This window comes from Nocardioides phosphati, from assembly GCF_014646375.1.
In the GTDB taxonomy this organism is placed as follows: Bacteria; Actinomycetota; Actinomycetes; order Propionibacteriales; family Nocardioidaceae; genus Nocardioides; species Nocardioides phosphati.
Genome location: NZ_BMNI01000001.1, coordinates 545,353 through 569,917, shown reverse-complemented (window position 1 = coordinate 569,917; position 24,565 = coordinate 545,353). Strand labels below are relative to the sequence as shown.

General features: G+C 70.9%; 23 protein-coding genes. 15 read left to right on the top strand and 8 right to left on the bottom strand.

Translation table 11 applies throughout. From position 1 onward, the window contains the following. Positions 1–23: 23 nt before the first annotated feature. Positions 24–437 carry a DUF779 domain-containing protein gene (locus IEX47_RS02875; protein WP_229662566.1) on the bottom strand — a complete coding sequence of 138 codons (414 nt, stop codon included), beginning with the start codon at positions 435–437 and terminating at the stop codon, positions 24–26. A 14-nt stretch (positions 438–451) separates the two neighbouring features. Continuing rightward, on the bottom strand, positions 452–1,975 hold the full coding sequence (gene exaC / locus IEX47_RS02870) for an acetaldehyde dehydrogenase ExaC (protein ID WP_188782454.1): 1,524 nt from the start codon (positions 1,973–1,975) through the stop codon (positions 452–454). A gap of 231 nt (positions 1,976–2,206) precedes the next feature. Here exaC and IEX47_RS02865 point away from each other — a divergent pair, with 231 nt between their 5' ends. Genes IEX47_RS02865 through IEX47_RS02855 form a run of 3 tightly spaced genes read left to right on the top strand, consistent with a single transcriptional unit; the run spans position 2,207 to position 5,468 of the window. Further along, positions 2,207–3,397, top strand: coding sequence for an iron-containing alcohol dehydrogenase (locus IEX47_RS02865; protein ID WP_188782453.1), 1,191 nt, complete (start codon positions 2,207–2,209; stop codon positions 3,395–3,397). A gap of 2 nt (positions 3,398–3,399) precedes the next feature. Then, the gene (locus tag IEX47_RS02860) at positions 3,400–4,785 is read left to right on the top strand and encodes a sensor histidine kinase (protein WP_229662565.1); all 1,386 of its coding nucleotides are present in this window, start codon (positions 3,400–3,402) and stop codon (positions 4,783–4,785) included. Next, the gene (locus IEX47_RS02855) at positions 4,782–5,468 is read left to right on the top strand and encodes a MadR family response regulator transcription factor (RefSeq protein WP_308423239.1); all 687 of its coding nucleotides are present in this window, start codon (positions 4,782–4,784) and stop codon (positions 5,466–5,468) included. Before IEX47_RS02860 ends, IEX47_RS02855 begins: the two co-directional genes overlap by 4 nt. Positions 5,469–5,493: 25 nt before the next feature. Here IEX47_RS02855 and mftM read toward each other — a convergent pair whose 3' ends face one another. The 4 genes from mftM to mdo all read right to left on the bottom strand — a co-directional run bounded on the left by mftM (position 5,494) and on the right by mdo (position 10,531). Next, positions 5,494–6,414, bottom strand: coding sequence for a mycofactocin oligosaccharide methyltransferase MftM (mftM, locus tag IEX47_RS02850; protein WP_188782452.1), 921 nt, complete (start codon positions 6,412–6,414; stop codon positions 5,494–5,496). Then, positions 6,411–7,943 (bottom strand): VWA domain-containing protein, encoded by a 1,533-nt coding sequence (locus IEX47_RS02845; RefSeq protein WP_188782451.1) that lies wholly within the window; start codon positions 7,941–7,943, stop codon positions 6,411–6,413. The genes mftM and IEX47_RS02845 overlap by 4 nt, the downstream gene beginning before the upstream one ends. Positions 7,944–7,961: 18 nt before the next feature. Further along, the gene (locus tag IEX47_RS02840; RefSeq protein ID WP_229662564.1) at positions 7,962–9,155 is read right to left on the bottom strand and encodes an AAA family ATPase; all 1,194 of its coding nucleotides are present in this window, start codon (positions 9,153–9,155) and stop codon (positions 7,962–7,964) included. A gap of 83 nt (positions 9,156–9,238) precedes the next feature. Continuing rightward, positions 9,239–10,531 carry an NDMA-dependent methanol dehydrogenase gene (gene mdo / locus IEX47_RS02835; protein ID WP_188782450.1) on the bottom strand — a complete coding sequence of 431 codons (1,293 nt, stop codon included), beginning with the start codon at positions 10,529–10,531 and terminating at the stop codon, positions 9,239–9,241. A 285-nt stretch (positions 10,532–10,816) separates the two neighbouring features. On the opposite strand from mdo, the gene mftA reads away from it, so the two are divergent. The 7 genes from mftA to mftF are packed head-to-tail and all read left to right on the top strand — an operon-like array spanning position 10,817 to position 16,534. Continuing rightward, complete coding sequence (gene mftA / locus IEX47_RS02830) at positions 10,817–10,915, top strand: mycofactocin precursor MftA (RefSeq protein WP_188782449.1); 99 nt, start codon at positions 10,817–10,819, stop codon at positions 10,913–10,915. A 13-nt stretch (positions 10,916–10,928) separates the two neighbouring features. Then, the gene (mftB, locus tag IEX47_RS02825; RefSeq protein ID WP_188782448.1) at positions 10,929–11,216 is read left to right on the top strand and encodes a mycofactocin biosynthesis chaperone MftB; all 288 of its coding nucleotides are present in this window, start codon (positions 10,929–10,931) and stop codon (positions 11,214–11,216) included. Then, on the top strand, positions 11,213–12,394 hold the full coding sequence (gene mftC / locus IEX47_RS02820) for a mycofactocin radical SAM maturase (protein ID WP_188782447.1): 1,182 nt from the start codon (positions 11,213–11,215) through the stop codon (positions 12,392–12,394). The genes mftB and mftC overlap by 4 nt, the downstream gene beginning before the upstream one ends. 13 nt (positions 12,395–12,407) lie before the next feature. Next, on the top strand, positions 12,408–13,583 hold the full coding sequence (mftD, locus tag IEX47_RS02815) for a pre-mycofactocin synthase MftD (RefSeq protein WP_188782446.1): 1,176 nt from the start codon (positions 12,408–12,410) through the stop codon (positions 13,581–13,583). A gap of 1 nt (position 13,584) precedes the next feature. Beyond that, positions 13,585–14,304 carry a mycofactocin biosynthesis peptidyl-dipeptidase MftE gene (gene mftE / locus IEX47_RS02810; protein ID WP_188782445.1) on the top strand — a complete coding sequence of 240 codons (720 nt, stop codon included), beginning with the start codon at positions 13,585–13,587 and terminating at the stop codon, positions 14,302–14,304. Beyond that, positions 14,301–15,038, top strand: a complete 738-nt coding sequence (locus tag IEX47_RS02805; protein ID WP_188782444.1) for a mycofactocin-coupled SDR family oxidoreductase — start codon at positions 14,301–14,303, stop codon at positions 15,036–15,038. Before mftE ends, IEX47_RS02805 begins: the two co-directional genes overlap by 4 nt. Beyond that, the gene (mftF, locus tag IEX47_RS02800; protein WP_188782443.1) at positions 15,035–16,534 is read left to right on the top strand and encodes a mycofactocin biosynthesis glycosyltransferase MftF; all 1,500 of its coding nucleotides are present in this window, start codon (positions 15,035–15,037) and stop codon (positions 16,532–16,534) included. Before IEX47_RS02805 ends, mftF begins: the two co-directional genes overlap by 4 nt. Here mftF and IEX47_RS02795 read toward each other — a convergent pair. Then, positions 16,446–17,045: a GPR1/FUN34/YaaH family transporter gene (locus tag IEX47_RS02795; RefSeq protein ID WP_188782442.1), complete on the bottom strand. Its 600-nt coding sequence runs from the start codon at positions 17,043–17,045 to the stop codon at positions 16,446–16,448. The genes mftF and IEX47_RS02795 overlap by 89 nt on opposite strands. A gap of 178 nt (positions 17,046–17,223) precedes the next feature. On the opposite strand from IEX47_RS02795, the gene IEX47_RS02790 reads away from it, so the two are divergent. The 3 genes from IEX47_RS02790 to IEX47_RS02780 all read left to right on the top strand — a co-directional run bounded on the left by IEX47_RS02790 (position 17,224) and on the right by IEX47_RS02780 (position 21,299). Continuing rightward, complete coding sequence (locus IEX47_RS02790; protein ID WP_188782441.1) at positions 17,224–18,336, top strand: HoxN/HupN/NixA family nickel/cobalt transporter; 1,113 nt, start codon at positions 17,224–17,226, stop codon at positions 18,334–18,336. A gap of 284 nt (positions 18,337–18,620) precedes the next feature. Then, entirely contained in the window at positions 18,621–19,718 is a 1,098-nt protein-coding gene (locus IEX47_RS02785; protein ID WP_229662563.1) for a tyrosine-type recombinase/integrase, read from the top strand. 345 nt (positions 19,719–20,063) lie between these two features. Beyond that, entirely contained in the window at positions 20,064–21,299 is a 1,236-nt protein-coding gene (locus tag IEX47_RS02780; RefSeq protein ID WP_188782439.1) for an IS256 family transposase, read from the top strand. Positions 21,300–21,473: 174 nt separating this feature from the next. Here the strand turns inward: IEX47_RS02780 and IEX47_RS02775 are convergent, their stop codons facing one another. Beyond that, the gene (locus IEX47_RS02775; RefSeq protein WP_188782438.1) at positions 21,474–21,911 is read right to left on the bottom strand and encodes a hypothetical protein; all 438 of its coding nucleotides are present in this window, start codon (positions 21,909–21,911) and stop codon (positions 21,474–21,476) included. Between the two features lie 466 nt (positions 21,912–22,377). On the opposite strand from IEX47_RS02775, the gene IEX47_RS02770 reads away from it, so the two are divergent. Together IEX47_RS02770 and IEX47_RS02765 are read left to right on the top strand one after the other, a co-directional pair. Then, on the top strand, positions 22,378–23,160 hold the full coding sequence (locus tag IEX47_RS02770; protein ID WP_188782437.1) for an alpha/beta fold hydrolase: 783 nt from the start codon (positions 22,378–22,380) through the stop codon (positions 23,158–23,160). Positions 23,161–23,181: 21 nt separating this feature from the next. Then, complete coding sequence (locus tag IEX47_RS02765; protein ID WP_188782436.1) at positions 23,182–24,159, top strand: aldo/keto reductase; 978 nt, start codon at positions 23,182–23,184, stop codon at positions 24,157–24,159. Positions 24,160–24,565 lie beyond the last annotated feature (406 nt).

Here is a 24,565-nt window from a genome sequence, read left to right as displayed (position 1 = left end):
CGTGGGAGGACGGCAGGACGCGGTCAGACGAGGTTGCCCGCGCCGTCGGTGACGGCCGCGAGAGCGGCGTGCTCCTCGTCGGTGAAGACCCGCGAACGGGTCAGGAACCGGACGCCGTGCGGCGACTCGAGCGAGAAGCCCGCGCCGCGGCCGGGGACGACGTCGATGGTCAGGTGGGTGTGCTCCCAGTAGGCGAACTGGGCCTTGCCCATCCACACGGGGACCGGTCGGTCGAGGCCGATGTCGAGGTCGCCCAGGTGGATGTCGGAGGCTCCCGTGAGGAACTGGCCCTGCGGGTAGCACATCGGGGCGGAGCCGTCGCAGCAGCCGCCGGACTGGTGGAGCATGAGCGGGCCGTGGTCCACGGTGAGGCGGCGGAGGAGCTCCGCCGCCTCACCGGTCACGTCGACCCGGCGTACGTCAGGGTGAGTGGTCACCGGGTCGCCGCCTGTCAGAAGAAGCCGAGCGCGTCGGGCGAGTAGGACACGAGCAGGTTCTTCGTCTGCTGGTAGTGGTCGAGCATCATCTTGTGGTTCTCGCGACCGATGCCGGACTGCTTGTAGCCACCGAACGCCGCACCCGCCGGGTAGAGGTGGTAGCAGTTGGTCCAGACGCGACCGGCCTGGATCTCGCGGCCGGCGCGGTAGGCCTGGGCACCCTCGCGGGACCAGACACCGGCACCGAGGCCGTAGAGAGTGTCGTTGGCGGTCTCGAGCGCCTCCGTCTCGTCGGCGAAGCGGGCGACCGAGACGACGGGACCGAAGATCTCCTCCTGGAAGATCCGCATCTTGTTGTGGCCCTCGAAGATCGTCGGCTTCACGTAGTAGCCGCCGGCGAGGTCGCCCTCGAGGATGTTGCGCTCGCCGCCGGTGAGCACCTTGGCGCCCTCGGCCTTGCCGATCTCGATGTAGGACAGGATCTTCTCGAGCTGGTCCTGCGACGCCTGGGCGCCGATCATCGTGGCGTCGTCGAGCGGGTTGCCCTGGATGATCTTCTCGACCCGGACCACCGCGTCGGCGAGGAACTCGTCGTAGATGGAGTCCTGGATCAGCGCGCGCGACGGGCAGGTGCAGACCTCGCCCTGGTTGAGGGCGAAGAGCGCGAAGCCCTCCTGCGCCTTGTCGTAGAAGGCGTCCTTCTCGGCAGCGACCGAGTCGAAGAAGATGTTGGGGCTCTTGCCGCCGAGCTCGAGCGTGACCGGGATCAGGTTCTGGCTGGCGTACTGCATGATCAGGCGGCCGGTGGTGGTCTCGCCGGTGAAGGCGACCTTGGCGATCCGGCTGCTGGAGGCGAGCGGAGCACCCGCCTCGACGCCGAAGCCGTTGACGACGTTGAGCACGCCGGCCGGCAGCAGGTCGGCGATGACCTCGACGAGCTTGAGGATCGACCACGGCGTCTGCTCGGCCGGCTTGAGCACGACGCAGTTGCCGGCGGCGAGCGCCGGGGCGAGCTTCCAGACCGCCATGAGGATCGGGAAGTTCCACGGGATGATCTGCCCGACCACGCCGAGGGGCTCGTGGAAGTGGTAGGCCACGGTGGTGCCGTCGAGCTCGCTGCTGGAGCCCTCCTGCGCGCGGATCGTGGCGGCGAAGTAGCGGAAGTGGTCGACGGCCAGCGGCAGGTCGGCGGCGAGCGTCTCGCGCACCGGCTTGCCGTTGTCCCAGGTCTCGGCGACGGCGAGCTCGGTGAGGTGCTCCTCGATCCGGTCCGCGATCTTGTTGAGCAGTACGGCGCGCTCGGCTCCGGTGGTCCGGCCCCAGGCAGCCTTCGCCGCGTGGGCGGCGTCGAGCGCCGCCTCGACGTCCTCGGCCGTGCCACGCGCGACCTCGGTGAAGGGCTTGCCGTTGACCGGCGAGATGTTCTCGAAGTACTGACCCTTGATCGGGTCGACCCACTCGCCACCGATGAAGTGGCCGTAGCGGGGCTGGACGGAGACGAGCGAGTCCGGCGTGCCGGGGGCTGCGTAGACGGTCATTTCTGGCTCCTGCGAAGGTGAAAGGGGACGTCGGCTGTGACGCCCTTCACACACGCTAGGAACCGCCACGTTGCAGCCACGTTGCCGCCGGAGGACGGTCCTGGCGACCTCTCCGGACGGACAGGAAGACCCCGTCCGCGGCCCCCGGGGTTGCAACCGCGTTGCAACGTCGACGGGCCTACGTTCGCCGGATCCCGACCCCCACCCGGACACGCTCCGCAGGAGAAGTCGATGTCGATGTTGACGGCGGCCCTGCCGCCCCCGCGCTCCACGGATCGGTTGCTGAAGTTCCAGATCCCCGAGATGGTCTTCGGCCTGGACTCGCTCGCCGAGGCCGGGTTCTGCGCCGGACGGCTCGGTGCGCGCCGTCCCTTCGTGGTCACCGACGCCGGCCTGATCGAGGCCGGCTGGGTCGCCGAGCTGCTGCACCACCTGCGCGAGGTCGGCCTGTCGCCCCAGGTCTGGACCGGCGTCACACCGAACACCAAGGACCACGAGATCGCGGCGGGCCACGAGCGGTACGTCGAGAGTGGCGCCGACGTCATCATCGGCATCGGTGGCGGGTCCGTCCTCGACGCCGCCAAGGGCATCGCGATCCTGAGCGGCAACGGCGGCTCGATCCACGACTACGCCGGCGTCGACCGGGTGCAGAAGCCGATCCCGCCGCTGCTGATGATCCCGTCGACCGCGGGCACGGGATCGGACGTGTCGCAGTTCTGCATCGTCACCGACACCGCCAAGTCGGTGAAGATGACGATCATGGGCCGCTCGATCGTGCCCGACATCTCGCTGACCGACCCGCGGCTGCTCACCACGATGCCCCACGACCTCGCAGCAGCGACCGGGCTCGACGCCCTCACGCATGCCGTCGAGGCCTTCGTCTCCCTCGGCCACAACCCGCTCGCGGACGGCCACGCGCTCTCCGCCGCGCGACTCGTCGCCAATGCGCTGCGTCGCAACGTCGAGTCGCCGGGCGACGAGAAGGCGCGCCTCTGGATGGCGCAGGCCAGCCTCGAGGCGGGGCTCGCGTTCTCCAACTCCATCCTCGGCGCGACCCACGCGATGAGCCACCAGGTCGGCGGCCTGCTCGACCTGCCGCACGGCGTGATCAACGGCGTGCTCCTCCCCCACGTCATCCGGTTCAACGCGACCGTGGTCCCGGAGCGGTTCGCCGCCCTCGCCCACGCCATGGGCCTCCCGGTCGACGGCGTCCCCGACGGCGTGGCGGCCGAGATGCTGGCCGACTTCGTCCAGGACCTCGCCGCCTCCGTGGGCGCCCCGCGCCGGCTCGGCAGCCTCGGGGTGACCTCGGCGGACGTCGTACGCATGTCGGCGACCGCGATCGAGGACGCCTGCCTCGCCACCAATCCGCGCCCGGCCGACATCGACGACATCGCGTCGATCTTCCACGAATCGCTCTGACCGTGGAGCAGCTGCAGGAACCCCCGCCGGCGCTCGCGCCGGACCTCGCTGCGCTCACCGGCGTGCGGTCGGGCAAGCGCACCTACTACTCGGAGTTCCAGCGGTCCAACGAGCGCCTGGCCCGAGCGGTCGCAGCGATGGACTCGATCTCCGGCGCGCTCGTCCATCCCGTCGAAGGTCCGCGCCTGCTCCTCGAGAAGATCATCAGCGTCGCGCAGCACCACCTGCAGGCGACCTGGGTCCTCCTCGCGCTGGCCGGCTCGGCCCTCCCCGGCACCCGGCCGCGGTTCCTCGCCATCGACGCGACGGGCCGGATCCTCGACTCCGTGGCCGACCTCCCGGAGGGCGCGGGCGCGGCCTGGCTGGAGGCGGCCCACGACCGGCTCCGTCCGCCACGCCTCGGCGCCGACGGCCTGGTGTGGGTCCAGATGGAGCTCGAGGGCGAGCCCGTCGGCCTCGTCGCGGCGTGCCCCGACCCCGACCTGGACACCGAGCCGGCCGACCTGTCGGTGCTGCACATCCTGGCCAACCTCGCGGCGGTCGCCCTCCACACCGCGGACCTGTACCGCAACGGCCTCGCGGAGCAGACCCGCGCGCAGCGCCTGTACGACGAGGTGTCGGCGCAGACGCGCACGCTCGCGGTCCGGACCGAGGAGCTGCGCACCGCCGAGCAGCGGCTCCGCGTGGCCGACCAGCGCGAGCTCGTGGAGAACGAACGCCGCCGCATCGCGCTCGAGCTGCACGACAGCGTGGCCCAGACGGTGCTGAGCGCCGGGCTGGTCCTCGAGGTGCTCCGGGACCAGGTCGACCGCGAGCGGCAGGACCACCTCTCCACCGAGCTCGACAACGTGCGCGGGCTCATGGTGAAGGCCACCGAGCAGCTCCGGTCGGTGATCTACGCGCTCCACCACGCGCGCACCGCCGACGACGTGGCCAGCCTCCCCGAGCTGGTCAGCGAGGTCGCCGCGCAGCACCGGCCCCACCTCGCCGTACGGCTCCGGGTGGAGGGCACACCTGTCCCCCTCGGGACGGCGACCGAGCACGCACTCGCGCGCACGGCGGGCGAGGCGCTCTTCAACGTCGCGATGCACTCGGGCGCCACGCGTGCCCAGGTGCTGCTCCGCTACACGTCCGACGTCGTCGTGCTGCGGGTCAGCGACGACGGCGACGGGGACCCCACTGCGATGCGGCGTACGGTCCGGCTCGCCCGCCGTGGCACGGCCGACGGCCGGCACCGCGGGCTGGTCAGCATGGCGCTGCGCGCCGAAGCCCTCGGCGGCACCTTCACGATCCGGCGCGCCCGTGCGGGCGGCGTCTGCATCGAGTCCCGGATCCCGCTCGTCTCCTCCCTCCCCGACCACCACTCCCCGTCAGGCGGCCTCCCGTGACCATCACCTCCTCGAGCGACATCGCTTTCCCCACCGACCTCACCGCGCCGATCGGGATCGTGCTGGTCGACGACCACGCCATCGTGCGGCAGGGCCTGCGCTCCGTCCTCGAACGCGAGGCAGACCTCCAGGTCGTCGGCGAGGCGGGCAGCGCCGCCCAGGCCCTCGCCGTCGTCGCCGCCACCCGTCCGCAGGTCGTGCTGCTCGACCTCCGGCTCTCGCCCTCGGTGGAGAACGAGGGCATCGACGTCTGCGCCCGCCTCCACCAGCACCACCCGGAGGTGGCGGTCCTGGTCCTCACCACCGTCATCGACGACCAGCTGGTCCTGGAGGCGATCCACCAGGGCGCCAGCGGCTACGTCGTCAAGGAGGTCGACACCTCGGAGCTGGTCCGCGCCATCCGCTCGGTCAGTCGTGGCGAGAGCGCCTTCGACCCCCGTAGTGCGGCCGCCATGGTGCGGGGCATCAACGCCGAGTCCTCGGCCGAGAACCGCAAGCTCACCGAGCGCGAGCACGACGTCCTGCGGCTGCTGGCCCGCGGCATGTCCAACCGGGCGATCGGCGCGCAGCTCTTCATCTCCGAGACGACGGCGAAGTTCCACGTCTGCAACATCATGCGCAAGCTCCAGGTCTCCCGCCGGACCGAGGCCGTCTACGTGGCGAGCAAGGAAGGCTTCATCTGAGGCCCGCCCCGGCGCGGCCGGCAGGTCAGGGCCGGTCGAGCACCAGCCAGCCACCGTGGTGCTCGTGCACGGACCACTCCCAGCCGCTGGCCCGGCCCAGCTCGGCCAGCCGGTCCAGGTCGAACGTCCGGACGTGCCCGTACGCCGCGGTCGGCTCGTCCTCGAACGGCACCGCCACGACGACCCGGTGCTCGGCGAGGCGCTGCGCCTCGGCGACCACCGCGCGGCCGTGCTCCTCGGCGAGGTGCTCCAGCAGGTGCAGGGCGACGACCGTCCCGTAGGTGCGGTCGGGCCGCGGTACCCGCGCGGCGTCGCAGATCAGCGCGTCGAGGGCCAGCCCCAGGCCGGGCGCGACCCGGGCGAGCAGCCGGACCGTGTTGGCCGTGACGTCCGAGGCGGTCACCGCGTGCCCCCCGGCGAGCAGGAGGCTGAAGAAGCCGAAGCAGCTGCCCAGCTCGAGCACGCTGTGCGTCGAGACCAGCGAGCGCGCGTGGGCGTAGACCGGTGCGTACTCCGCGAGGGAGCCCTCGACATGGCCGGCGTCAGGACCGGCCTCGGGCGCTGCCGACGGCCCGTTCCCCGGCCAGGCGAGCTCCTCGAGCCGCGTCAGGGTGTTGCGGTAGAAGTTCTCCCACGCCGCCAGCGGCTCGTCCGCGGAGCTGACCACGATGCCGGTGACGAGGCGCTCGAAGAGCTCGCTGCCCGACAGCCAGCCCGGCGCGAAGAGCTCCGCCGCCACCCGGCCGGCGAGGTCGTTGTCGATCTCACCGGCCGCGAGCCGGTGGGAGAGGTGGACGTGCTCGCGGTCGGTCCAGACGGCGAACGACGGCGTCCGCAGGGCACCCGTCGGCGCCGCGGGACCCTGCACGACGTCCACGAGCGCGTCCCGGTACCGGCCCGGGCGGACGGCGGCGAAGGGATCGATCGGCGACAGGACGGCGCTCATCGCTCCCCCGCCGACAGGTGCTCGGTCACGCGGTCGAGCCCGGCCAGGTCGCGGACGACGTGCACGCGGTCGCAGTGCGCGGCGTACGCGGGCAGGTCGCAGCGTCCGAGCCCCCACGACCACTGCGGCTCCGGGGTGATCCAGATCGTCTCGCGCGCCCGCCGGGTGATCTCCTCGAACGCCGCCAGGCCCGGGTCGTTGCCGTTGCTCCGGCCGTCACCCAGCACCACGACCGTCGTACGCCGGTTGATGCCGCCGCCGTACTCCTCCAGGAAGTCGGCGAAGGCCGCGCCGTAGTCGGAGTCCGCGTCCACGTCGAGCACGCCGCCGGCCGGGAGCCCCGACACCGTGAGGGAGAGGGCCTCCTCCATCGGGTGCTCGTTGAAGAGGTCGGTGACCTCGGCGAGCTCCGCCACAAAGGCGAAGGTCCTCACCTGCCCGACCATCCCCTGCAGGCCGTGCACGAGCTGGAGCGTGAAGCGCGCGGCAGCGCGGACGGAGAGCGACACGTCGGCGAGGACGAGGAGGCGAGGGCGGTCGGCGACCTTCGCGACGGTGACCGGCCGGAACGGCACGCCGTCGTTGCGAAGGTTGCGGCGCATCGTGCGCGACCCGTCCACGCTGCCGCGGGCGGCGACCTTGCGCCGGGCCCGCGGCGCACCGTGCATGCTGCGGACCAGCCGGCGCAGGGCGTCCTCGAGGTCGGCCCGCTCGGCCTCCGCGATCTGGTCGAGGGCGCGGGCCTCGACCTCGCGCGACTCGATGTTGGCGTCGGTGGCCATCAGCGCCTCGAGGTGCGAGCGCAAGGCGGCGGGCAGGTCGTCGAGCAGCCCGGCGAGTGCGGAGCGGAGGGCCAGGACGTCGTCGCGGGTCAGCGTGGCTGCCTCGCTCCCCTCCAGGTCGTCCAGCCAGGCCAGGAGCGCCATCTCCTCGGCGACGCCGAGCTCCACGTCGAGACGGGTGCTCGTGCGGTCCATGAGGCGGCCGGGGGTCCCCGGGTTGTGCAGCCGCGACACGTCCAGCTGGACGCGTGCAGCCTGCTCCCTGTCCCCCGGAGCATCCGTCGAGAGCACCACCTCGTCGGTCATCGAGGCCATGTCGAGCTTGTTGGCCTCCTGGTGGAGGTTGTACTGCTGGGCCAGGTCCTCGGCGTCGAAGAAGTCGCGGATGTCCTGCGGCTTGCCGTGGCTGTGGCCCTGGCTCGGCGTGTCCGCAGGCTCCTCGCCGAGCACGAACCGCTCGAGCTCTCCCCCGTCCTCGAGGTCGTCGTGCGCGTGCGCGTGACCGTGCCCGTCGTCGGCCGGCACCACGGCGCGGAGGCCGAAGAAGCGGTCGAAGACCCGGTCGAACGTCGCCTCGTCGCGGCGGTCCTTGACCAGGCAGACCCGGAGCGCGCTCCGCAGCACCTCGCGCCGCTGGAGCACACCGGGCGCGGCCGCGGCCCGCGAGGCATCCACGACCTCGGAGATCCCGATGCGGATCCCGTGCAGGCGCAGCAGCCGCACGAACCGGTGCAGCGCGTCATCCATGGCGGTGCCTGCCCGGTCTCAGAAGGGGCGCCGCGCGGCGAACGACCGCGCGCCCTGCCCGGAGGGAACGGCGCGGGCCGGCGCCAGGTTGCCGGTGCCGTAGTAGGCCTCGTCGTGGCGCCCCGGCTTGTCCTTGGCCAGCCGCTCCGCGGCCCCGTCGGGACCGGCGTCGTGGGTGTGCGTGCCGGGACCGTGGTCGTGGGCCCCATGGTCGTGGCCGTGCCCGTGACCATGCCCGTGGCCGTGCAGGTGGTCGGGCACCTCGGCGTTCGGGTCGACCAGGCGCGGCAGCGCCTCGAGGGTTCGGCGCAGGTCGCGGTCGTACTTCACCACGACGTGGGCAGTGGCGGCCAGCGCCTCCGCGGTGAGCTCCTTGGTCCCGAGCACGGCGAGCGTGCGGGCCCAGTCCACCGTCTCGGAGATGCTCGGTGCCTTGCGGAGGTCGAGCTGGCGCAGGCCACGCACGACCTCGACCAGGTGCCGGGCGAGCTCGTCGGCGAGACCGGTCTGCTTGGACCGGATGATCGCCAGCTCCCGCTCGGCGTCCGGGTAGTCGAGCGACAGGTGCAGGCAGCGTCGCTTGAGCGCCGCCGACAGGTCGCGGGTGTTGTTCGACGTCAGGATCACGTACGGCGTGTGCACGGCGACGAACGTCCCCAGCTCGGGCACGGAGACCTGGTACTCCGCGAGCAGCTCGAGCAGCACCGCCTCGAGTGCCTCGTCGGCCCGGTCGATCTCGTCGATGAGGAGCACGACCGGCTCGGGCGACCGGATCGCCTCCAGGAGCGGGCGCGCCGCGAGGAAGCGCTCGGAGAAGAAGGCGCTCTCCTGGTCGGCGAGCAGGTCGACCGCGCTGGCGAGGTCCGGGGCCTCCGCGACGAGTGCGCCGACCTTCTCGCGCATGAGCTGGGTGTAGAGGAGCTGGCGGCCGTAGTCCCACTCGTAGAGGGCGGTGGTCTCGTCCTGGCCCTCGTAGCACTGCAGCCGGAGCAGCCGGCGACCGGTGACCTCGGCCAGGGTCTTGGCCAGCTGGGTCTTGCCGACGCCGGCGGGACCCTCGAGGAGGACCGGCTTCTCGAGGGCGGCCTGCAGGAAGACGGTGGTGGCCAGCCGTTCGTCCGCGAGGTAGCCGTGGACGCCGAACTGGTCGATGACGTCGGCCACGCCGGCGAACCCGGTGTGGCCCGTGGGGGTGGTGGGCTCGGCAGTCACGGTTGGCTCCTTCAGAAGAGGGGTGGAGTCGGCCCGGCCCGGGGCATCGCTGGCCTCCGGGCCGGACCGAGTCGGGGAGGGCGTCAGGACAGGAGGTCGTCCAGGTCGCCGGTCATGCAGTGCTCGACGACGGGGCGGACCGTCTCGAACGTGCACTCCTTGGCGTTGCCCGGGGTGCAGGCGTCGCCGAGGACGTGGTGGGTGATGCGGTCGACGTCGGCGGCGTCGCCGGCGATGACCTTGGCGTTCTCGTAGTACTTCGTGGGGCCCGTGCCCAGGCGGTTCTTGGAGTAGGAGTCCTGGGTGACGGAGACGAAGTTCTCCGGGATGCCGACGTCGCGCAGCAGCCGGATCGCCGCGGCCAGCGCGGCGTCGGCCGCCTGGACCTTGGTCATGCCGCGGGTGTCGACGCCCATCGCCTCGGCGATGTCGGCGAAGCGGCCGTACTGGGCCGGCATGTTGAACGCCCACACGCGCGGGAGCGCGATGGCGTTGTTGAGGCCGTGGTGGGTGTCGTAGAACGCCGACACCGCGTGGGAGATCGAGTGGATGATCCCGAGGCCACCGGAGTTGAACGCCTGGGCGGCGATGTACTGCGCGTACATCATGCCCTCGCGGCCCTTGAGGTCCTGGCCGTTCCAGACCGCCTCGCGCAGGTTCTCCGCGGTCAGCTTGATGGCGCGGATCGCGTTGCCGAGCGACGGCTCGAAGTTGAGTCGCGAGACGTACGGCTCGGACGCGTGCGCGAGGACGTCGAAGCCGCACTGCGCGGTGTAGTCGACGGGGCAGTCGAAGTAGAGCACCGGGTCGTCGATGGCGAGGGTGGCCACCGAGGCGTCGTCGAAGGCGACGTACTTGTGCGGGTTGTCGGGGTCCGTCGTGGTGTCGGTGATGACGTAGGCCCACGACGTCTCCGAGCCCGTGCCGGCCGTGGTGGAGACGGCGATGTGCGGCGGGTTCTTCGGGTTCTCGGACTTGTTGAAGCCCTCGAAGTCATTGACGTTGCGGCCGTCGTGGGCGACAGAGATGCGGGCACCCTTGCAGGCGTCGTGCGAGGAGCCGCCGCCGATGGAGATGAACGAGTCGCACTTGTTCTCCTGGTAGAGGGCCACCGCGTCCATGACGTTGTAGTCCTTGGGGTTCGACTCGACCTTGTCGTACACGACGGCCTCGAGGCCGTGGTACTTCAGCGAGTCCACGATCTTCTGGACGACGTTCGTGCCACGCAGGCCCGACGTCATGACCAGCGGGCGCTGGAAGCCCAGCTTGATGGCCTCGGGTCCGATGAGCTCGTGAGCGCCCGGACCCATGAGTGCCCGCGGGAACGGGTGGAACTCCTTGATCGGGAAGGGCTTGAGCAGTTCGTCAACCTGCATGGGAAAACCTCCTGTTGGGACGGGGTGACACCGGCGAACGTAAGGCGGCTCACACCCCGGGTGTGAGGACGGGAAACGCAAACCATCCGGCGCGAGGAGGCGCTGCTGGCCGGACGGTCCGGACCTCACCTGCCCGTCCGGAGAGGGCCCGGGACGAGGGCCCTGGCGAGGCCCGTCGAACCTCTCCGACCGGGCAGGTCGATGTGCTCTGACGGACGGCGCGGAGCGGCGACGCCGCTCCCTAGCGTCGTTTTTGCCCATCCACCCGATCGAAGGGAGACAGCAATGTCGAACCACATCACCCGCGCCGCCGAGGCCGAGCTCGTCGAGGAGGAGCTCCTCGTCGAGGAGGTCTCCATCGACGGCATGTGCGGCGTCTACTGAGCAGGCGGACGCCATGACCTCCTTCGACCCGCACGCCGCCTGGCGGCGTACCCCGTCCGTCGTCCTGCGTCCCGAGCCCTTCGGGGCCCTGGTCTACGACTTCGGCTCACGCCGGCTCTCCTTCCTCAAGGACCTGGCGCTCGTCCGGGTCGTGGAGGCGCTCAACCGGTCGGCCTCGGCCCTCGCCGCCCTGCAGGTGGCGGGCATCGCCGAGGCCGACCACCCCCGCTACCTGGCGGCACTGCGCACCCTCGCCAGCGCCGGCACCATCACTCCGCGTCAGGAGGCCATCGCGTCATGACACTCACCCCCGCACGCCCCGCCGTCCCCCGCCTCGTCGACCAGTTCGAGCTCGGTCTCGACGCCCCGATCTGCCTGACCTGGGAGCTGACCTACGCCTGCAACCTGGCCTGCGTCCACTGCCTGTCCTCCTCGGGCCGCCGCGACCCGCGCGAGCTGAGCACCGAGCAGGCCAAGGCAGTCATCGACGAGCTGCAGCGCATGCAGGTCTTCTACGTGAACATCGGCGGCGGCGAGCCCACCGTCCGGCCGGACTTCTGGGAGCTCGTCGAGTACGCCGTCGACCACCAGGTCGGCGTGAAGTTCTCCACCAACGGCGTCCGGATCACGCCCGAGCGCGCCCAGTGGCTGGCCGCCAGCGACTACGTCGACGTCCAGATCTCGCTCGACGGTGCGACGGCCGAGGTCAACGACGCGGTCCGCGGTCGCGGGTCGTTCGACATGGCGATCAAGGCGCTGCAGAACCTCGCCGACGCGGGCTTCCAGGACTCCAAGATCTCCGTCGTCGTGACGCGTGAGAACGTCCGCCAGCTCGACGAGTTCCAGGAGCTCGCCGACCGGTACGGCGCGACGCTGCGCATCACCCGCCTGCGTCCCAGCGGCCGTGGCGCCGACGTGTGGGACGAGCTGCACCCGACCGCGGAGGACCAGCGGTTCCTCTACGACTGGCTCGTGGCGAAGGGTGAGCGCGTCCTCACCGGCGACTCGTTCTTCCACCTGGCCGCCTTCGGCGACGCGCTGCCCGGGCTCAACCTCTGCGGTGCCGGCCGGGTGGTCTGCCTGATCGACCCGGTCGGCGACGTCTACGCCTGCCCGTTCGCCATCCACGACACCTTCCTCGCGGGCAACCTGCTCGACGAGGGCGGCTTCCAGAAGGTGTGGCAGGAGTCGGCGCTCTTCACCGAGCTCCGCTCGCCCCAGACCGGGGGCGCCTGCACCTCCTGCTCGGCGTTCGACGCCTGCCGGGGCGGCTGCATGGCGGCGAAGTTCTTCACCGGCCTGCCGCTCGACGGCCCCGACCCCGAGTGCGTGAAGGGCAACAGCGAGCACGCCCTCGCGGGCGACCGGACGGTCCCCGCGACGAGCCAGGACCACTCCCGGCCGGCCGCCGTCGTGCTCGGCATGCCCGGCCGCCCCACCAGCATCCCCGACCGGTTCTGCAACGAGAGCCCCCTCTGAGGAGTCACCTGACATGTCCAAGACCTGGTTCGAGACCGTCGCCGAGGCGCAGCGCCGCGCACAGAAGCGCCTGCCGAAGTCGGTGTACAGCGCCCTGCTCGCCGGCTCCGAGAAGGGCGTGAGCTACGACGACAACACCGCGGCGTTCGCCCAGCTGGGCTTCGCCCCTCACCTCGCGGACCTCCCCGCGGAGCGGAGCCTGGCCACCACCCTGATGGGCCAGGAGATCTCGCTCCCGGTCGTCTGCTCCCCCACCGGCGTGCAGGCCGTGCACCCCGACGGCGAGGTGGCCGTCGCCCGGGCCGCCGCCGCGCGGGGCACGATCACCGGGCTGAGCTCGTTCGCCAGCAAGCCGGTCGAGGAGGTCGTGGCCGCCAACCCGCAGACCTTCTTCCAGATCTACTGGCTCGGCAGCCGCGACGCGATCCTGGCCCGCATCGAGCGCGCGCGGGCCGCGGGCGCGCAGGGCCTGATCATCACCACCGACTGGTCCTTCTCGATGGGCCGCGACTGGGGCAGCCCCACGATCCCCGAGAAGCTCAACCCGAAGGCGATGGTGCAGTTCGCGCCCGAGGTCCTGCAGCGTCCCCGCTGGCTCTCGCGCTTCGCGCGCGCCGGCTACATCCCCGACCTCACCGCCCCCAACCTGGTGAACCCGGGCGAGAAGGCTCCCACCTTCTTCGGTGCCTACTACGAGTGGATGCAGACTCCCCTGCCCACGTGGCAGGACCTCGCCTGGCTCCGCGCGCAGTGGGACGGCCCGGTCATGCTCAAGGGCGTCTGCCGCGTCGACGACGCCCGGCGCGCCGTCGACGCGGGCATGACCGCGATCTCGGTCTCCAACCACGGCGGCAACAACCTCGACACGACGCCGGCCCCGATCAGGGTCCTGCCGACGATCGCGGACGCCGTCGGCGACCAGCTCGAGATCGTCCTCGACGGCGGCGTACGCCGGGGCAGCGACGTGGTCAAGGCCGTCGCCCTCGGCGCCCGCGCGGTGATGATCGGGCGCGCGTACCTGTGGGGCCTCGCCGCCAACGGCCAGGCCGGCGTCGAGAACGTCCTCGACCTGCTGCGCAGCGGCATGGACTCCGCGCTGATGGGCCTCGGCCGCAGCTCGGTGCACGAGCTCACGCGCGACGACGTCGTGGTCCCGCCGGACTTCACCCGGGCGCTCGGGGTGTCCTGAGATGGAGCTGGTGGACGCGCGCTGGCCCGAGCTCGAGGGCAGGGTGGACGTCGTACTGCTGCCCACGGGCTCCTGTGAGCAGCACGGCCCCCACCTGCCGTTCGTCACTGATGCCGCGGTGGCGACGGAGGTGGGCCGCCGGGCGGTCGCCCGGCTCCGGGCCGCCGGCGTACACGCCGTGCTCGCGCCGACCCTGCCGTACGGCGCCAGCGGCGAGCACCAGCACTTCCCGGGCACGATCGACATCGGCCATGGGGCACTGCGCACCGTCCTCGTCGAGCTGGGGCGCTCCGTCTCCGGCTGGGCGGACCGCCTGGTCTTCGTGAACGGGCACGGCGGCAACGCCCCGACCGTCGCGGACGCGGCCCTCCACCTGCGTGGGGAGGGCCGCGACTGCGGCTGGGTCCCGTGCGACGTCGTGTGGGGAGACGCCCATGCCGGGCGCACCGAGACCTCGTTGATGGCGGCCGTCGCGCCGGCGACCGTCCGCCACGACCTCGCCGAGGCAGGCGCGACCGAGCCGGTCGAGGTGCTCATGCCGGTCCTGCGCGCCGGGGGTGTCATCGCGGTCTCCCCCAACGGGGTGCTGGGCGACCCCACGGGCGCGACGGCCGAGGAGGGCGAGCGCCTGCTCAGCGGTCTCGTCGAGGCGGCCGTCGACGCGATCCTCCACGGCCGCCCCGACGCCGCCGGCCGGCTGAGGGCCCGGATCCCGGCATGACCACCGGCAGGGTCGCCCTCGTGACGGGCGGGGCACGCGGCATCGGCGCCGCCGTCGTGCGCGCCCTCGCTGACGACGGCTGCCACGTCGTCGCGGTCGACCTCGAGCCGCCCGTGCCGCTCCCCGGCGAGGCGGGCGTCGAACGCCACGCGCTCGACGTGCGCGACGGGGCCGCCCTCCGCGCGCTCGTCGCCGACGTCGTACGCCGGCACGGCCGCGTCGACGTCGCCGTCGCCGCTGCAGGGGTCGTGGCCGGCGGCCGGCCGCTCTGGGAGTCACCGGAGGACCAGCTGACCGAGCTCCTCGACGTGAACCTCCGCGGCGTCTGGAACCTCGCCACCGCGGCGGTGCCGGCGATGATGGCGCTGCCGGAGCCGCGCGAGGGCCGGTTCGTCGCCCTCGCCTCCGCCGCCGCGCACCGCGGCCTGTGGCACCTCGCGGCGTACGGAGCGAGCAAGCACGCGGTCGTGGGCCTGGTGAAAGGACTCGCGGCGGACCTGCGCGGCACGGGGATCACGGCCACCGCCGTCTCCCCCGGCAGCACCCGGACCCCGATGCTCGAGGCGACGGCCCGGCTCTACGACGTGGACGCGGAGAGCCTCGCGGAGCGCCACCTGGTCGACCGGCTGCTCGAGCCGGACGAGATCGCCCAGGTCGTGCGCTGGCTCTGCTCCCCCGCCGCGTCGGCGCTCACCGGCACCGTCCTGCACGCGGACGGAGGGTTCACGACATGACACTCCCCCACGACCGGTCCCTCCCGCGCGACGTGCAGGTGAGGCTCGTCGACGGCACCTGGCAGGGCGAGGACGGACGTGCGCTCTTCGGCGGCTCGCCGACCCGGATGCTCTTCCTCGGCGCTGCGGCGCGGCGGCTGCTGCGCGACGGCGTCTTCACCGTCACCGACGCCCGCACCGCGCAGCTCGGCCGGGTCCTGCTCGACCGGGGCTTCGCGGAGCTCGTGGCCGACCGCCCCACCTGGACGCCCGCAGACGTCACCGTCGTGGTCCCGGTCAAGGACCGCCCGGTCCAGCTGCGCCGCCTCCTGACCGCACTGCCTGACGGGGTGCGGGTGGTCGTCGTCGACGACGGCTCGGCCGACGCCGACGCGTCCCTCGCTGTCACCCGCGAGCACGGGGCCCGGCTGCTCTGCCACGGCACCTCGCAGGGGCCCTCCGCAGCGCGCAACACCGGCCTGCGGGCAGTCACCACGCCGCTCGTCGCGTTCCTCGACTCGGACGTCGTCCCGCGCCACGGCTGGCTCGCACCCCTCCTCGCGCAGCTCGAGGACCCCGGCGTCGGCATCGTCGCGCCGCGGATCGCGGCACTCCGCGCGTCCGCGCCCGCGGGGCTCGCCGGTGCCGTGAGCCGCTACGAGGCGGTCCGCTCTTCCCTCGACCTCGGACCGCGGGCAGGCCTGGTCGTGCCCGGCAGCCGGGTCTCCTACGTGCCCTCGGCGTGCCTCGTCGGGCGCACGGTGGCCTTCGGCAGCGGCTTCGACCATGCGATGCAGGTCGGCGAGGACGTCGACCTGGTCTGGCGCACCGTCGCCGCCGGATGGCTCGTGCGCTACGTGCCGGCCTCCGTCGTCGAGCACGACCACCGGGTCGCTCCGTGGGCGTGGCTCGCGCGCAAGGCCTTCTACGGCACCAGCGCCGCACCCCTGGCCCAGCGGCACGGCCCGGCCGTCGCGCCGGTCGTGCTCGGCCCCTGGACCGTCGCGGCCGGCCTGGCGCTCCTCGGCCAGCACCGCGCGGCGTACGTCGGGGGCGTGGGGATCGGCCTCTGGGCGACCCGGCGGTCGGCGCGGGAGCTCCGCGCCGCGGCCCGCCCGTGGCGGGTCGCCGGCCTGCTGGCGCCGTACGGTGCGGCCGCCGGCCTGGGCCAGTGCAGCGCGGTCCTCACCCGCCACGCGTGGCCGGCGGCGCTGCCTGCTGCCGTCGTGTCACGCCGCGTGCGGCGGGCCGCCCTCCTGGCTGCGGTCGGACAGGGACTCGTCGACTGGGTGCGCACGCGCCCGGGTCTCGACCCGCTGACCTTCGTGGCGCTGCGCCGCCTCGACGACGCGGCGTACGGCGCGGGGCTGTGGTGGGGCGCCTGGACGCACCGCACCACAGCCCCGCTCCGCCCGGCGTGGACCGGACTCAGGCGCGGAGCGGAGGACCGAGGGGAAGGCCCCGGCCACCCGTCGCCTGCGACATCGCGTCGAGGAAGAGGTACGCCCCGACGATGACGAAGGAGAAGACGGCGTAGCCGCCGGCCGTCGTCAGGGTCGTGCTGCCCTGCGCGGTGCCCATCAGGACCAGCAGCAGCGCGACGTCGATGAGGGCGAACAGGAGCGTGAACGCCCGCGGGAGCCGCGTGCTCGCCACCGTCAGCAGCACGATCAGTGCGAGCCACGACGCGAGGAAGAGCTCCTGGGTGCGGACGGCGTCCGCGGGCGCGATCCCGAACCAGCCGTGCGTCAGCCCCAGCACCAGGGCGGCGTAGCTGCTCCAGAAGCCGGTGAAGATGCCGAAGATGGCGGCGACCGCGTTCTGGTCGAGGCGGGCCGCCCAGACGGCGGCGAGCGCCTGGCCGAAGGCGGTCGCGGTGGCGATGATCGGGATCGAGGCGGCCCCCGCCGTGGCGGGGACGAAGCCGGTCAGCACGAGCCCGAGAGCGGTGGAGCCGACCAGGAACGTCGGTACGCCGACGAGCGCGGGGTTGCCGGGCGGTGCTGCGACTGCTTCTTCGTGGGACATGGGAGAACCTCCTGAAGGGTGTGGGTCCCGTCACTCTGCCGACGGTGGGCCACCGCCCACACCCTGCGACCGGACCGCACTTCACCCTCTCCGATCGGGCGGGGAAGCCAGCCGTTCCGGACGGTCCAGTTGCGAACTCCTCGCAATAGCGTCGGAGCTCTCCCCAGGAGGTGCTGCCATGACGACGTTCGTCACCACATCGTCCCGCCGCCGGCGAACCACCCGGTTCGTCGTGGAGCGGCGCGTCACGGCGATGTGGCTGGTGGTGGTGGCGCTCCACGTCGCCGGCTTCGGCCTCCTCGCACTGTGGACCGCGCGTCACGGCACGGTCGCCGGCTCGACGATCAGCCTCGGCACCGGCGCACTCGCCTACTCGCTCGGGCTGCGCCACGCCTTCGACGTCGACCACATCGCCGCGATCGACAACGCCACCCGGACGCTGGTGCAGGCGGGCCAGCGGCCCTACGGCACCGGCTTCTTCTTCTCGCTCGGCCACTCCAGCGTCGTCCTCGTCATGACCGTCCTGCTCTGCATCAGCGTGCGGGTCTTCGCCGGCCCCCTCCAGGACGACGGCTCGCAGCTGCACCAGTGGACCGGCGTGGCCGGGGCTGCCGTGGCCGGCGGCTTCCTGCTCGTGATCGGGGTGGTGAACCTGGGCGTCCTCCTCAACGTCCTCCGGGTCTTCCGGGACCTGCGCCACGGCCGGTACGACGACGAGCGCCTCGAGCACCTGCTCAACGAGCGAGGCATGCTGGCCCGCGTCCTCAGCCGTGCCCTGCGCAGGGTCGACACGAGCTGGAAGCTCTACCCGCTGGGCCTCCTCTTCGGCCTGGGCTTCGACACTGCCACCGAGATCGGGCTCCTGGTCCTCGCCGCCTCCGCCGGCGGCTCGCAGGTGCCGTTCTGGGTCGTGCTCTCGCTCCCGCTGCTCTTCGCGGCCGGCATGAGCCTCCTCGACACCGCGGACGGCATCCTCATGTGCCGTGCCTACGACTGGGCATTCGTCCGGCCGGTCCGGAAGGTCTACTACAACCTGACGATGACCGCGCTCTCGGTCTTCGTGGCCCTCTTCGTCGGGCTGCAGATCCTGCTCCAGCTGGCCAGCGAGACCCTCGGGCTGGCCGGCGGCTTCTGGTCGCTGGCCGCGCGGATCGACCTGCAGACAGCCGGCTACGTCGTGGTGGGCACGTTCCTCACGGTCTGGTGCCTGGCTGCCGCGGTCTGGCACCTCGCCGACATCGAGCAGCGCTGGTCCGAGCCGGCGGCGGACCCGGCCGCGCCCGACGACTGAGCGGCTCCGGAGAAGCAACAAGGCCCGACCTGCATGCAGGTCGGGCCTTGTTCTTTGTAGCGGGGACAGGATTTGAACCTGCGACCTCTGGGTTATGAGATCTACCTACCGCCGAACTTCTGGGGTATCGTCAGGCGTGCGGCTTTGGTAAACTCCCAGGTCAGAGGCCAGTTTCACTCCCACGCCCGTCCGCAATCGTCCAGCATTATCCGGGCAGGTTTGCGTACAACTGGCGTACGAGCAGGTTTCCAGATTCGTCTCGGAGGTTTCACATGGCATGGGTCATGACACGGCACGGGGCACGCGGCACCCGTTATACCGGTGCCTACCGCGACCCCGACGGGCGCACCCGCTCGGCCGGCTCGTTCAACACCCGGCGCGAGGCGCTGCGCGCGGCCAACCGCGAGGAGCAGAAGGTGCTCGCCGGGGCCTGGCACGACAACGCCCACGGCGACATCACGTTCCGTGACTACGTCGAGAAGGAGTGGCTGCCCAACAAGCACGTCGAGGCGAGTACGCGAGCCGCCTACATCTCCTACCTGGACAAGCACTTCTACCCGTTCTTCGGACACCGTCACCTGAACAAGATCTCACCCTCGCTGGTCCAGGACTGGGTCACCCAGGCCAAGGCCGACGGACTCGCACCCCGCTCGATCCGCAAGTACCACGTCTTCTTGTCCTCGGTCTTCGTCCGCGCCGTCAAGGACCGGGTCCTGGTCTACAACCCGTGCGACCACACGGAGCTACCCAAGGTGATCGCTGCCAAGGCGCGCACCCTTACCCCGGGCGAGTACGAGCGGCTCCTTGCGGCGCTCCCCGACCAGCATCGGCTGATGATCGAGACCCTCATTGAGGCCGGGCTGCGGTGGGGCGAGCTGGTCGCCCTCAAGCCCCGCCACATTGACTTCCTGCGCCGCACCCTGGTCGTGGAGGAGACCATCGTGGAGGTCTCCAAGAAGCACTCCCCCACCGGCCAGCGCTACTTCGCCAAGCCCTACCCCAAAGACAACGAACCCCGCACCTTCGGCGTCCGCCAAGCATGGCTCGACGCTGTCGCCGAGCACATCCAAGCCAATGGCATCGGGCACGACGATCTGCTGTTCCCCACCAGGGCGGGATCCCCGATCTCTCGCAACACCTTCCGGACCAGGATCTGGCTCCCCGCCGTGAAGGCCAGTGGTGTCGACTTCCCGGTCAGGGTCCACGACCTGCGGCACGCCCACGCCTCCTGGCTACTAGCTGGCGGCGCTGACCTGATGTCAGTGATGGAACGCATGGGCCACTCCCAGATCCAGACCACCCAGAAATACCTCCACACCCTCCCCGACACCGACCAACGCAACCTCGACGCCCTCACCCGCATCCAGACTCGCCAGCCTTAACTCGCGCACTGCGAAAGAAGTCGTTTGCCACGACACCAACGATCCGTTCGCCCGCGACGACCGGTCGTTGGGCGAGCGGACGCCCAGCATCACTCGACGGCCCAGCACTGTGGCGACCGCTTCACATGACGCTGGGATTGCGGCCGTTTCCGATACCTCCTGGCCGAGTGGGTGTGGCTATCCCGAGACAGGCGAGGCCGTAGGAGGCAACTAGGGGGTGACGTCCCGCCGAGTGGTGTAGTTCCTCGGCGTTGAGGGCGGTCGTGTTGCCGGTGAGGTAGGCGGCCATCGTGCGACGGTCAGTGAGTACTTGCGACAGAACTCACGGATAGGACACGAAGCACGATGGCCTTGGACAATGCTGCACTACTCGAGGTGCTCGAAGCCATGCAGGCGGGTGGGGTCGAGGACCGCGTCCGCACCGCTGCTCAGACGATCTACCAGGCGTTGATCGACGCGGAGCTCACCAGCGTGATCGGCGCTGGACCCTGGGAACGCAGTCAGGATCGGACCGCGCAGCGCAACGGGACCCGGCCGCGGACCCTGTCCACGACCGCCGGTGATCTGGAGCTGCGGATCCCGAAGCTACGAGCGGGGTCGTTCTTCCCCTCGCTGCTCGAACGCCGGCGCCGGGTCGACCAGGCCCTGTTCGCGGTCGTGATGGAGGCCTACCTCCACGGCGTCTCGACCAGGAAGGTCGACGACCTGGTGAAGGCCCTCGGCGCGGACACCGGGATCAGCAAGTCCGAGGTGTCCCGGATCTGCGCCGACCTCGACGAGGAGGTCGGCGCGTTCCGCGACCGGTCACTGGCCGAGATCGCCTACCCGTACGTGTTCCTCGACGCGACCTACTGCAAGGCTCGGGTGAACCGGCGGGTGGTGTCCCAGGCGGTCGTGATCGCCACCGGCGTCACCGCCGACGGGCGCCGTGAGGTCCTCGGGTTCGACGTCGGCGACTCCGAGGACGGCGCGTTCTGGACCGCGTTCCTGCGCGGTCTGAAGGCCCGCGGCCTGGGCGGCGTGCAGCTGGTCATCAGCGATGCGCACACCGGGTTGAAGGCCGCAATCGCGTCGGTGTTCCTCGGCGCGGCCTGGCAACGATGCCGAGTCCACTTCATGCGCAACGTCCTCGCGGTCGTGCCAAAGGGGAACTCCGAGATGGTCGCCGCGGCGATCCGCACGATCTTCGCCCAGCCCGATGCCGAGCACGTCCATGAGCAGTTCGACGTCATCGCGGTGATGCTCGGCAAGCAGCTGCCCAAGGTCGAGCAGATGCTCCGTAGCGCCCACGACGACCTCCTCGCGTTCACCGGCTTCCCGGTCTCGCACTGGAAGAAGGTCTGGTCGACCAACCCACTGGAGCGGCTCAACAAGGAAGTGAAGCGCCGCACCGACGTCGTCGGCGTGTTCCCCAACCCCGAGGCGCTGCTCCGCCTGGCCGGCGCGGTGTTGGTCGAGGCCCACGACGAGTGGCAAGTCACCGCCGAACGCCGCTACCTGTCCGAGCACTCCATGGAACTCGTCACCGGCACCAAGAAGACCCACGAGGAGGTAGCCAAGCCCGAACTCATGACGGCATGATCAGAACCCACTGACCCGCACGGTGTCGAGAAACTCCACCACGACGCGGGACGTCACCCAACTAGGGTGGGTCCCGGCTCTGGTTGGACCCCTCGTGCGGCGGCCGGAGTAGCGGTCCCGCCGGATCAGCGCCCCATGCCCGGCGGGACCGCGCCCCCGCTGTCTCAGTCCGTCTCACCCAGTTGTACCGGTTCTCAACGTCGCGGCCCACAGGTCCCGTAGACCAGATGTCAACAGATCGGCTGCTACATCCGAGGGTAAGTCGAGCCGCGCCGCAGCCTGTTGGTAGGTATGTCCACCGAAGACACACAGGGCCAGCGCCGCACGTTGGCAACCCTCCAGCTCGCCGAGCAAGACCATCAGCGGTGGGGTGGCCATGGTGCGCTTCGTCGAGGACCCGGCAAGGCTGGCGCGGCAGCCGTCGTAGACGCATGCGGCGGCCGACCTGAGCGTGATCCCACGCGACACGCGCGCCTCCCAACCCGCCGATGAGTAGAGGTCGACCATGGCCGTGGCGACTACACGCGAGGCCGCTTTCTCGTCACCGATCACCGCACAGGCAAGCGCATAGAGCGAGGAGCCGTGAAGATCCCAGAACGCTTCAGGACTCATACGGGCATCCGTGCCGGTACCTGAACTGTCGTCCACATCTGGTCGGCCGCGCGCCGACCGCACCCAAGCCTGTGACTCGTTGAAAGGAGTGGACATCTCGACCCCGAATCTGGATAGCTGCTTCGCGCTACCGGGGTCCGGGGTAGGCCGGACCCCATTGCACCACAACCACCCGCTGCTTGAGCTGGCAGCATACGAAGCCCCACGTGGATGACCTCGGCCAGACGTCGTGCGACCGCCCTCGGCCCACGAGTCGCAGAGCCCTCGAGGAGACGATACGAGCGACGGGCACTACCTGTCCTCCCGGCACAGGGGTCGGCCTCGCTCTGGTCCAGGCCGTAGCCGGCGCCAACGGCTGAGCCACTCCATCACTGGTCCGGAGGTCGGCCCTCAATGTGCCGACCGACGCCTCGTCCACCGCATGGGGCAAAGGGCATTCTCGAGGACTGCGCGCTAGCGTTGCACGATGACGTTGAACTTCGTACGGCGCGGAAGCGGCAGCCCGCTATTGCTCGTGCATGGCCTTGGCGCGGGGTGGCGATCGTGGGCACCGATCATCGACGAGCTGGCCGAGCACCGCGAGGTGATCGCGGTCGACCTGCCGGGATTCGGCGAGACGCCGTCCCTGACGGGCCAGGTCTCGATCGCCACCCTCACCGACTCCGTCGCGGACTTCATCGCTGAGCAGGGCCTGGAAGGTGTCGCCACCGTCGGCCAATCGATGGGCGGCCGCATAGTCCTCGAGCTCGCGCGTCTAGGGATCGGCGGCGATGCTGTGGCCTTGGACCCTGGGGGCTTTTGGAGCGACCGTGAGCTCTTCGTCTTCGGCGCCACGCTGCGCCCGTCGATCACTCTGGTCCGAGCGCTGCGGAGACTATTGCCGTCCCTGCTCGGCAGCCCCGTCGGCAGGACCTTGCTGCTGGCACAGCTGTCGGCTCGGCCGTGGGCCCTCTCGGCTGAGACGGTGCTCCCTGACGTGTGCGGGCTTGCCGATGCCCCGGCGACTGGCGCTGCGTTGGACGCACTGACCAAGGGGCCCAAGCAACAGGGCGCCCCGAATGGCACGGTGCCGGGGCGGGTCACGATCGGCTGGGGGCGACGCGATCTGGTGACCGTGCCGAGCCAAGCTGCCCGCGCCACGGAGCTGTTCCCGGACGCAGTCCTGCACTGGTTCGAGCGGTGCGGTCACTTTCCGCAGTGGGACGCACCTCAGGAAGCGATTCGGCTGATCCTGAACAGCACCGACTGAGCACGTCTAGAGGAGATCACTGTGGAGTACCGAGAGCTGGGCAAGACCGGCCTGAACGTGTCGGCGCTCGGCTACGGCGCCTGGGGCATCGGTGGCAGCGGAGCCGGGTGGGTCGGCGCCCAAGACGACGAGTCGCTCCTGGCCCTGGAACGAGCCATCGAGCTCGGAGTGAACTTCATCGACACCGCGCGCGGCTACGGCGAGAGCGAGCGGCTGGTCGGACAGGTGGTACGCCGCCACCCGGACCAGGACCTGTACGTAGCGACCAAGGTCCCACCGAAGAACGGCACCTTCCCCGCTCCGCGTGGACTCGACCCGGCGCAGGTGTTCCCCGGGGACCACATCCGCTCCAACCTCGAAGAGAGCCTGGCGGTCTCTGGTCTGGAGGCCTTCGACGTCTTCCAGTTCCACGTGTGGAGCGACGAGTGGATCGGACGCGGGGACTGGCTGGAGACGGTCAGCGACCTAAAGCAGGAGGGGAAGATTCGCGCCTTCGGCGTCTCCATCAACGACTTCCAGCCGGACAGTGCACTGGAACTGATCAGGTCCGGCGTCGTCGACAGCGTCCAAGTCATCTACAACGTCTTCCACCAGCAGCCGGGGGAGCAGCTCCTCCCGGCCTGTGAGGAGCACGACGTCGGGGTGATCGTGCGGGTGGCGCTGGACGAGGGTGGTCTGACCGGCCGTATCTCGGCGGACACCCGGTTCCCTGAGGGCGACTTCCGCAGCGGCTACTTCCGCGGTGACCGTCCGGCGCAGGTCGAGCAGCACATCAACGCGCTGGCGGCGGACGTCGGGATCTCTGCTGACGAGACGGCAGATCTGGCCCTGCGCTACGTGCTCGAATCGCCGGCGGTGTCTACGGTGATCGCCGGCATGCGCACCGTGCGCAACGTCGAGCGCAACGCGGCGACCATGGACGGCCGCCGGCTGTCGACCGCGCAGAAGGTCAAGCTGACGAACCACCAGTGGGAGCGGAACTGGTACCTCGGGGACTGAGCACCCCGGTCAGGTATCGGGGTGCCGCTTCTGGATCGACATCTTTCCCAGCCGACGACGAGGCGTAGCCGCGTTGGCACTTCGGGTATAGGCCGAAGACACTCGCGGTGACGGTCGCGAAATCACGGGACAAGTTGGCCATGATCACCCACCAAGTGACCCGCCCCATCGGTGCTGCCGCGCTGGCGCTGCCGGTCCCGACCACTGCATTGGTCGCGATAATCGTGCTCTTTCCTCCGGGGGCGCACGGCGCCTGGGCAACATCCGTGGTCAGCCATGGCGCGTCCGTCAGAGTCGCACCGTCGTGCGACTGGTCGTAGTTGGTGACGTCGGAAGGACAGGTTCGTGCGGCGCCTCCTGCAAACCTGGCGGGTGCAGCGAGTGTCGCGTGCCGGGTTCAGTGGCG

Excerpts from the sequence above, each read along its gene's own strand:
- mdo (WP_188782450.1), bottom strand. The coding sequence starts at position 10,531 with ATGCAGGTTGACGAACTGCTCAAGCCCTTCCCGATCAAGGAGTTCCAC.
- IEX47_RS02775 (WP_188782438.1), bottom strand. The coding sequence starts at position 21,911 with ATGAGTCCTGAAGCGTTCTGGGATCTTCACGGCTCCTCGCTCTATGCG.
- IEX47_RS02805 (WP_188782444.1), top strand. The coding sequence starts at position 14,301 with ATGACCACCGGCAGGGTCGCCCTCGTGACGGGCGGGGCACGCGGCATC.
- IEX47_RS02785 (WP_229662563.1), top strand. The coding sequence starts at position 18,621 with ATGACACGGCACGGGGCACGCGGCACCCGTTATACCGGTGCCTACCGC.
- IEX47_RS02770 (WP_188782437.1), top strand. The coding sequence starts at position 22,378 with ATGACGTTGAACTTCGTACGGCGCGGAAGCGGCAGCCCGCTATTGCTC.
- mftF (WP_188782443.1), top strand. The coding sequence starts at position 15,035 with ATGACACTCCCCCACGACCGGTCCCTCCCGCGCGACGTGCAGGTGAGG.
- mftE (WP_188782445.1), top strand. The coding sequence starts at position 13,585 with ATGGAGCTGGTGGACGCGCGCTGGCCCGAGCTCGAGGGCAGGGTGGAC.
- IEX47_RS02865 (WP_188782453.1), top strand. The coding sequence starts at position 2,207 with ATGTCGATGTTGACGGCGGCCCTGCCGCCCCCGCGCTCCACGGATCGG.
- IEX47_RS02845 (WP_188782451.1), bottom strand. The coding sequence starts at position 7,943 with ATGGATGACGCGCTGCACCGGTTCGTGCGGCTGCTGCGCCTGCACGGG.
- mftA (WP_188782449.1), top strand. The coding sequence starts at position 10,817 with ATGTCGAACCACATCACCCGCGCCGCCGAGGCCGAGCTCGTCGAGGAG.
- mftD (WP_188782446.1), top strand. The coding sequence starts at position 12,408 with ATGTCCAAGACCTGGTTCGAGACCGTCGCCGAGGCGCAGCGCCGCGCA.
- IEX47_RS02790 (WP_188782441.1), top strand. The coding sequence starts at position 17,224 with ATGACGACGTTCGTCACCACATCGTCCCGCCGCCGGCGAACCACCCGG.
- mftC (WP_188782447.1), top strand. The coding sequence starts at position 11,213 with ATGACACTCACCCCCGCACGCCCCGCCGTCCCCCGCCTCGTCGACCAG.
- IEX47_RS02795 (WP_188782442.1), bottom strand. The coding sequence starts at position 17,045 with ATGTCCCACGAAGAAGCAGTCGCAGCACCGCCCGGCAACCCCGCGCTC.
- IEX47_RS02780 (WP_188782439.1), top strand. The coding sequence starts at position 20,064 with ATGGCCTTGGACAATGCTGCACTACTCGAGGTGCTCGAAGCCATGCAG.
- mftM (WP_188782452.1), bottom strand. The coding sequence starts at position 6,414 with ATGAGCGCCGTCCTGTCGCCGATCGATCCCTTCGCCGCCGTCCGCCCG.
- exaC (WP_188782454.1), bottom strand. The coding sequence starts at position 1,975 with ATGACCGTCTACGCAGCCCCCGGCACGCCGGACTCGCTCGTCTCCGTC.
- mftB (WP_188782448.1), top strand. The coding sequence starts at position 10,929 with ATGACCTCCTTCGACCCGCACGCCGCCTGGCGGCGTACCCCGTCCGTC.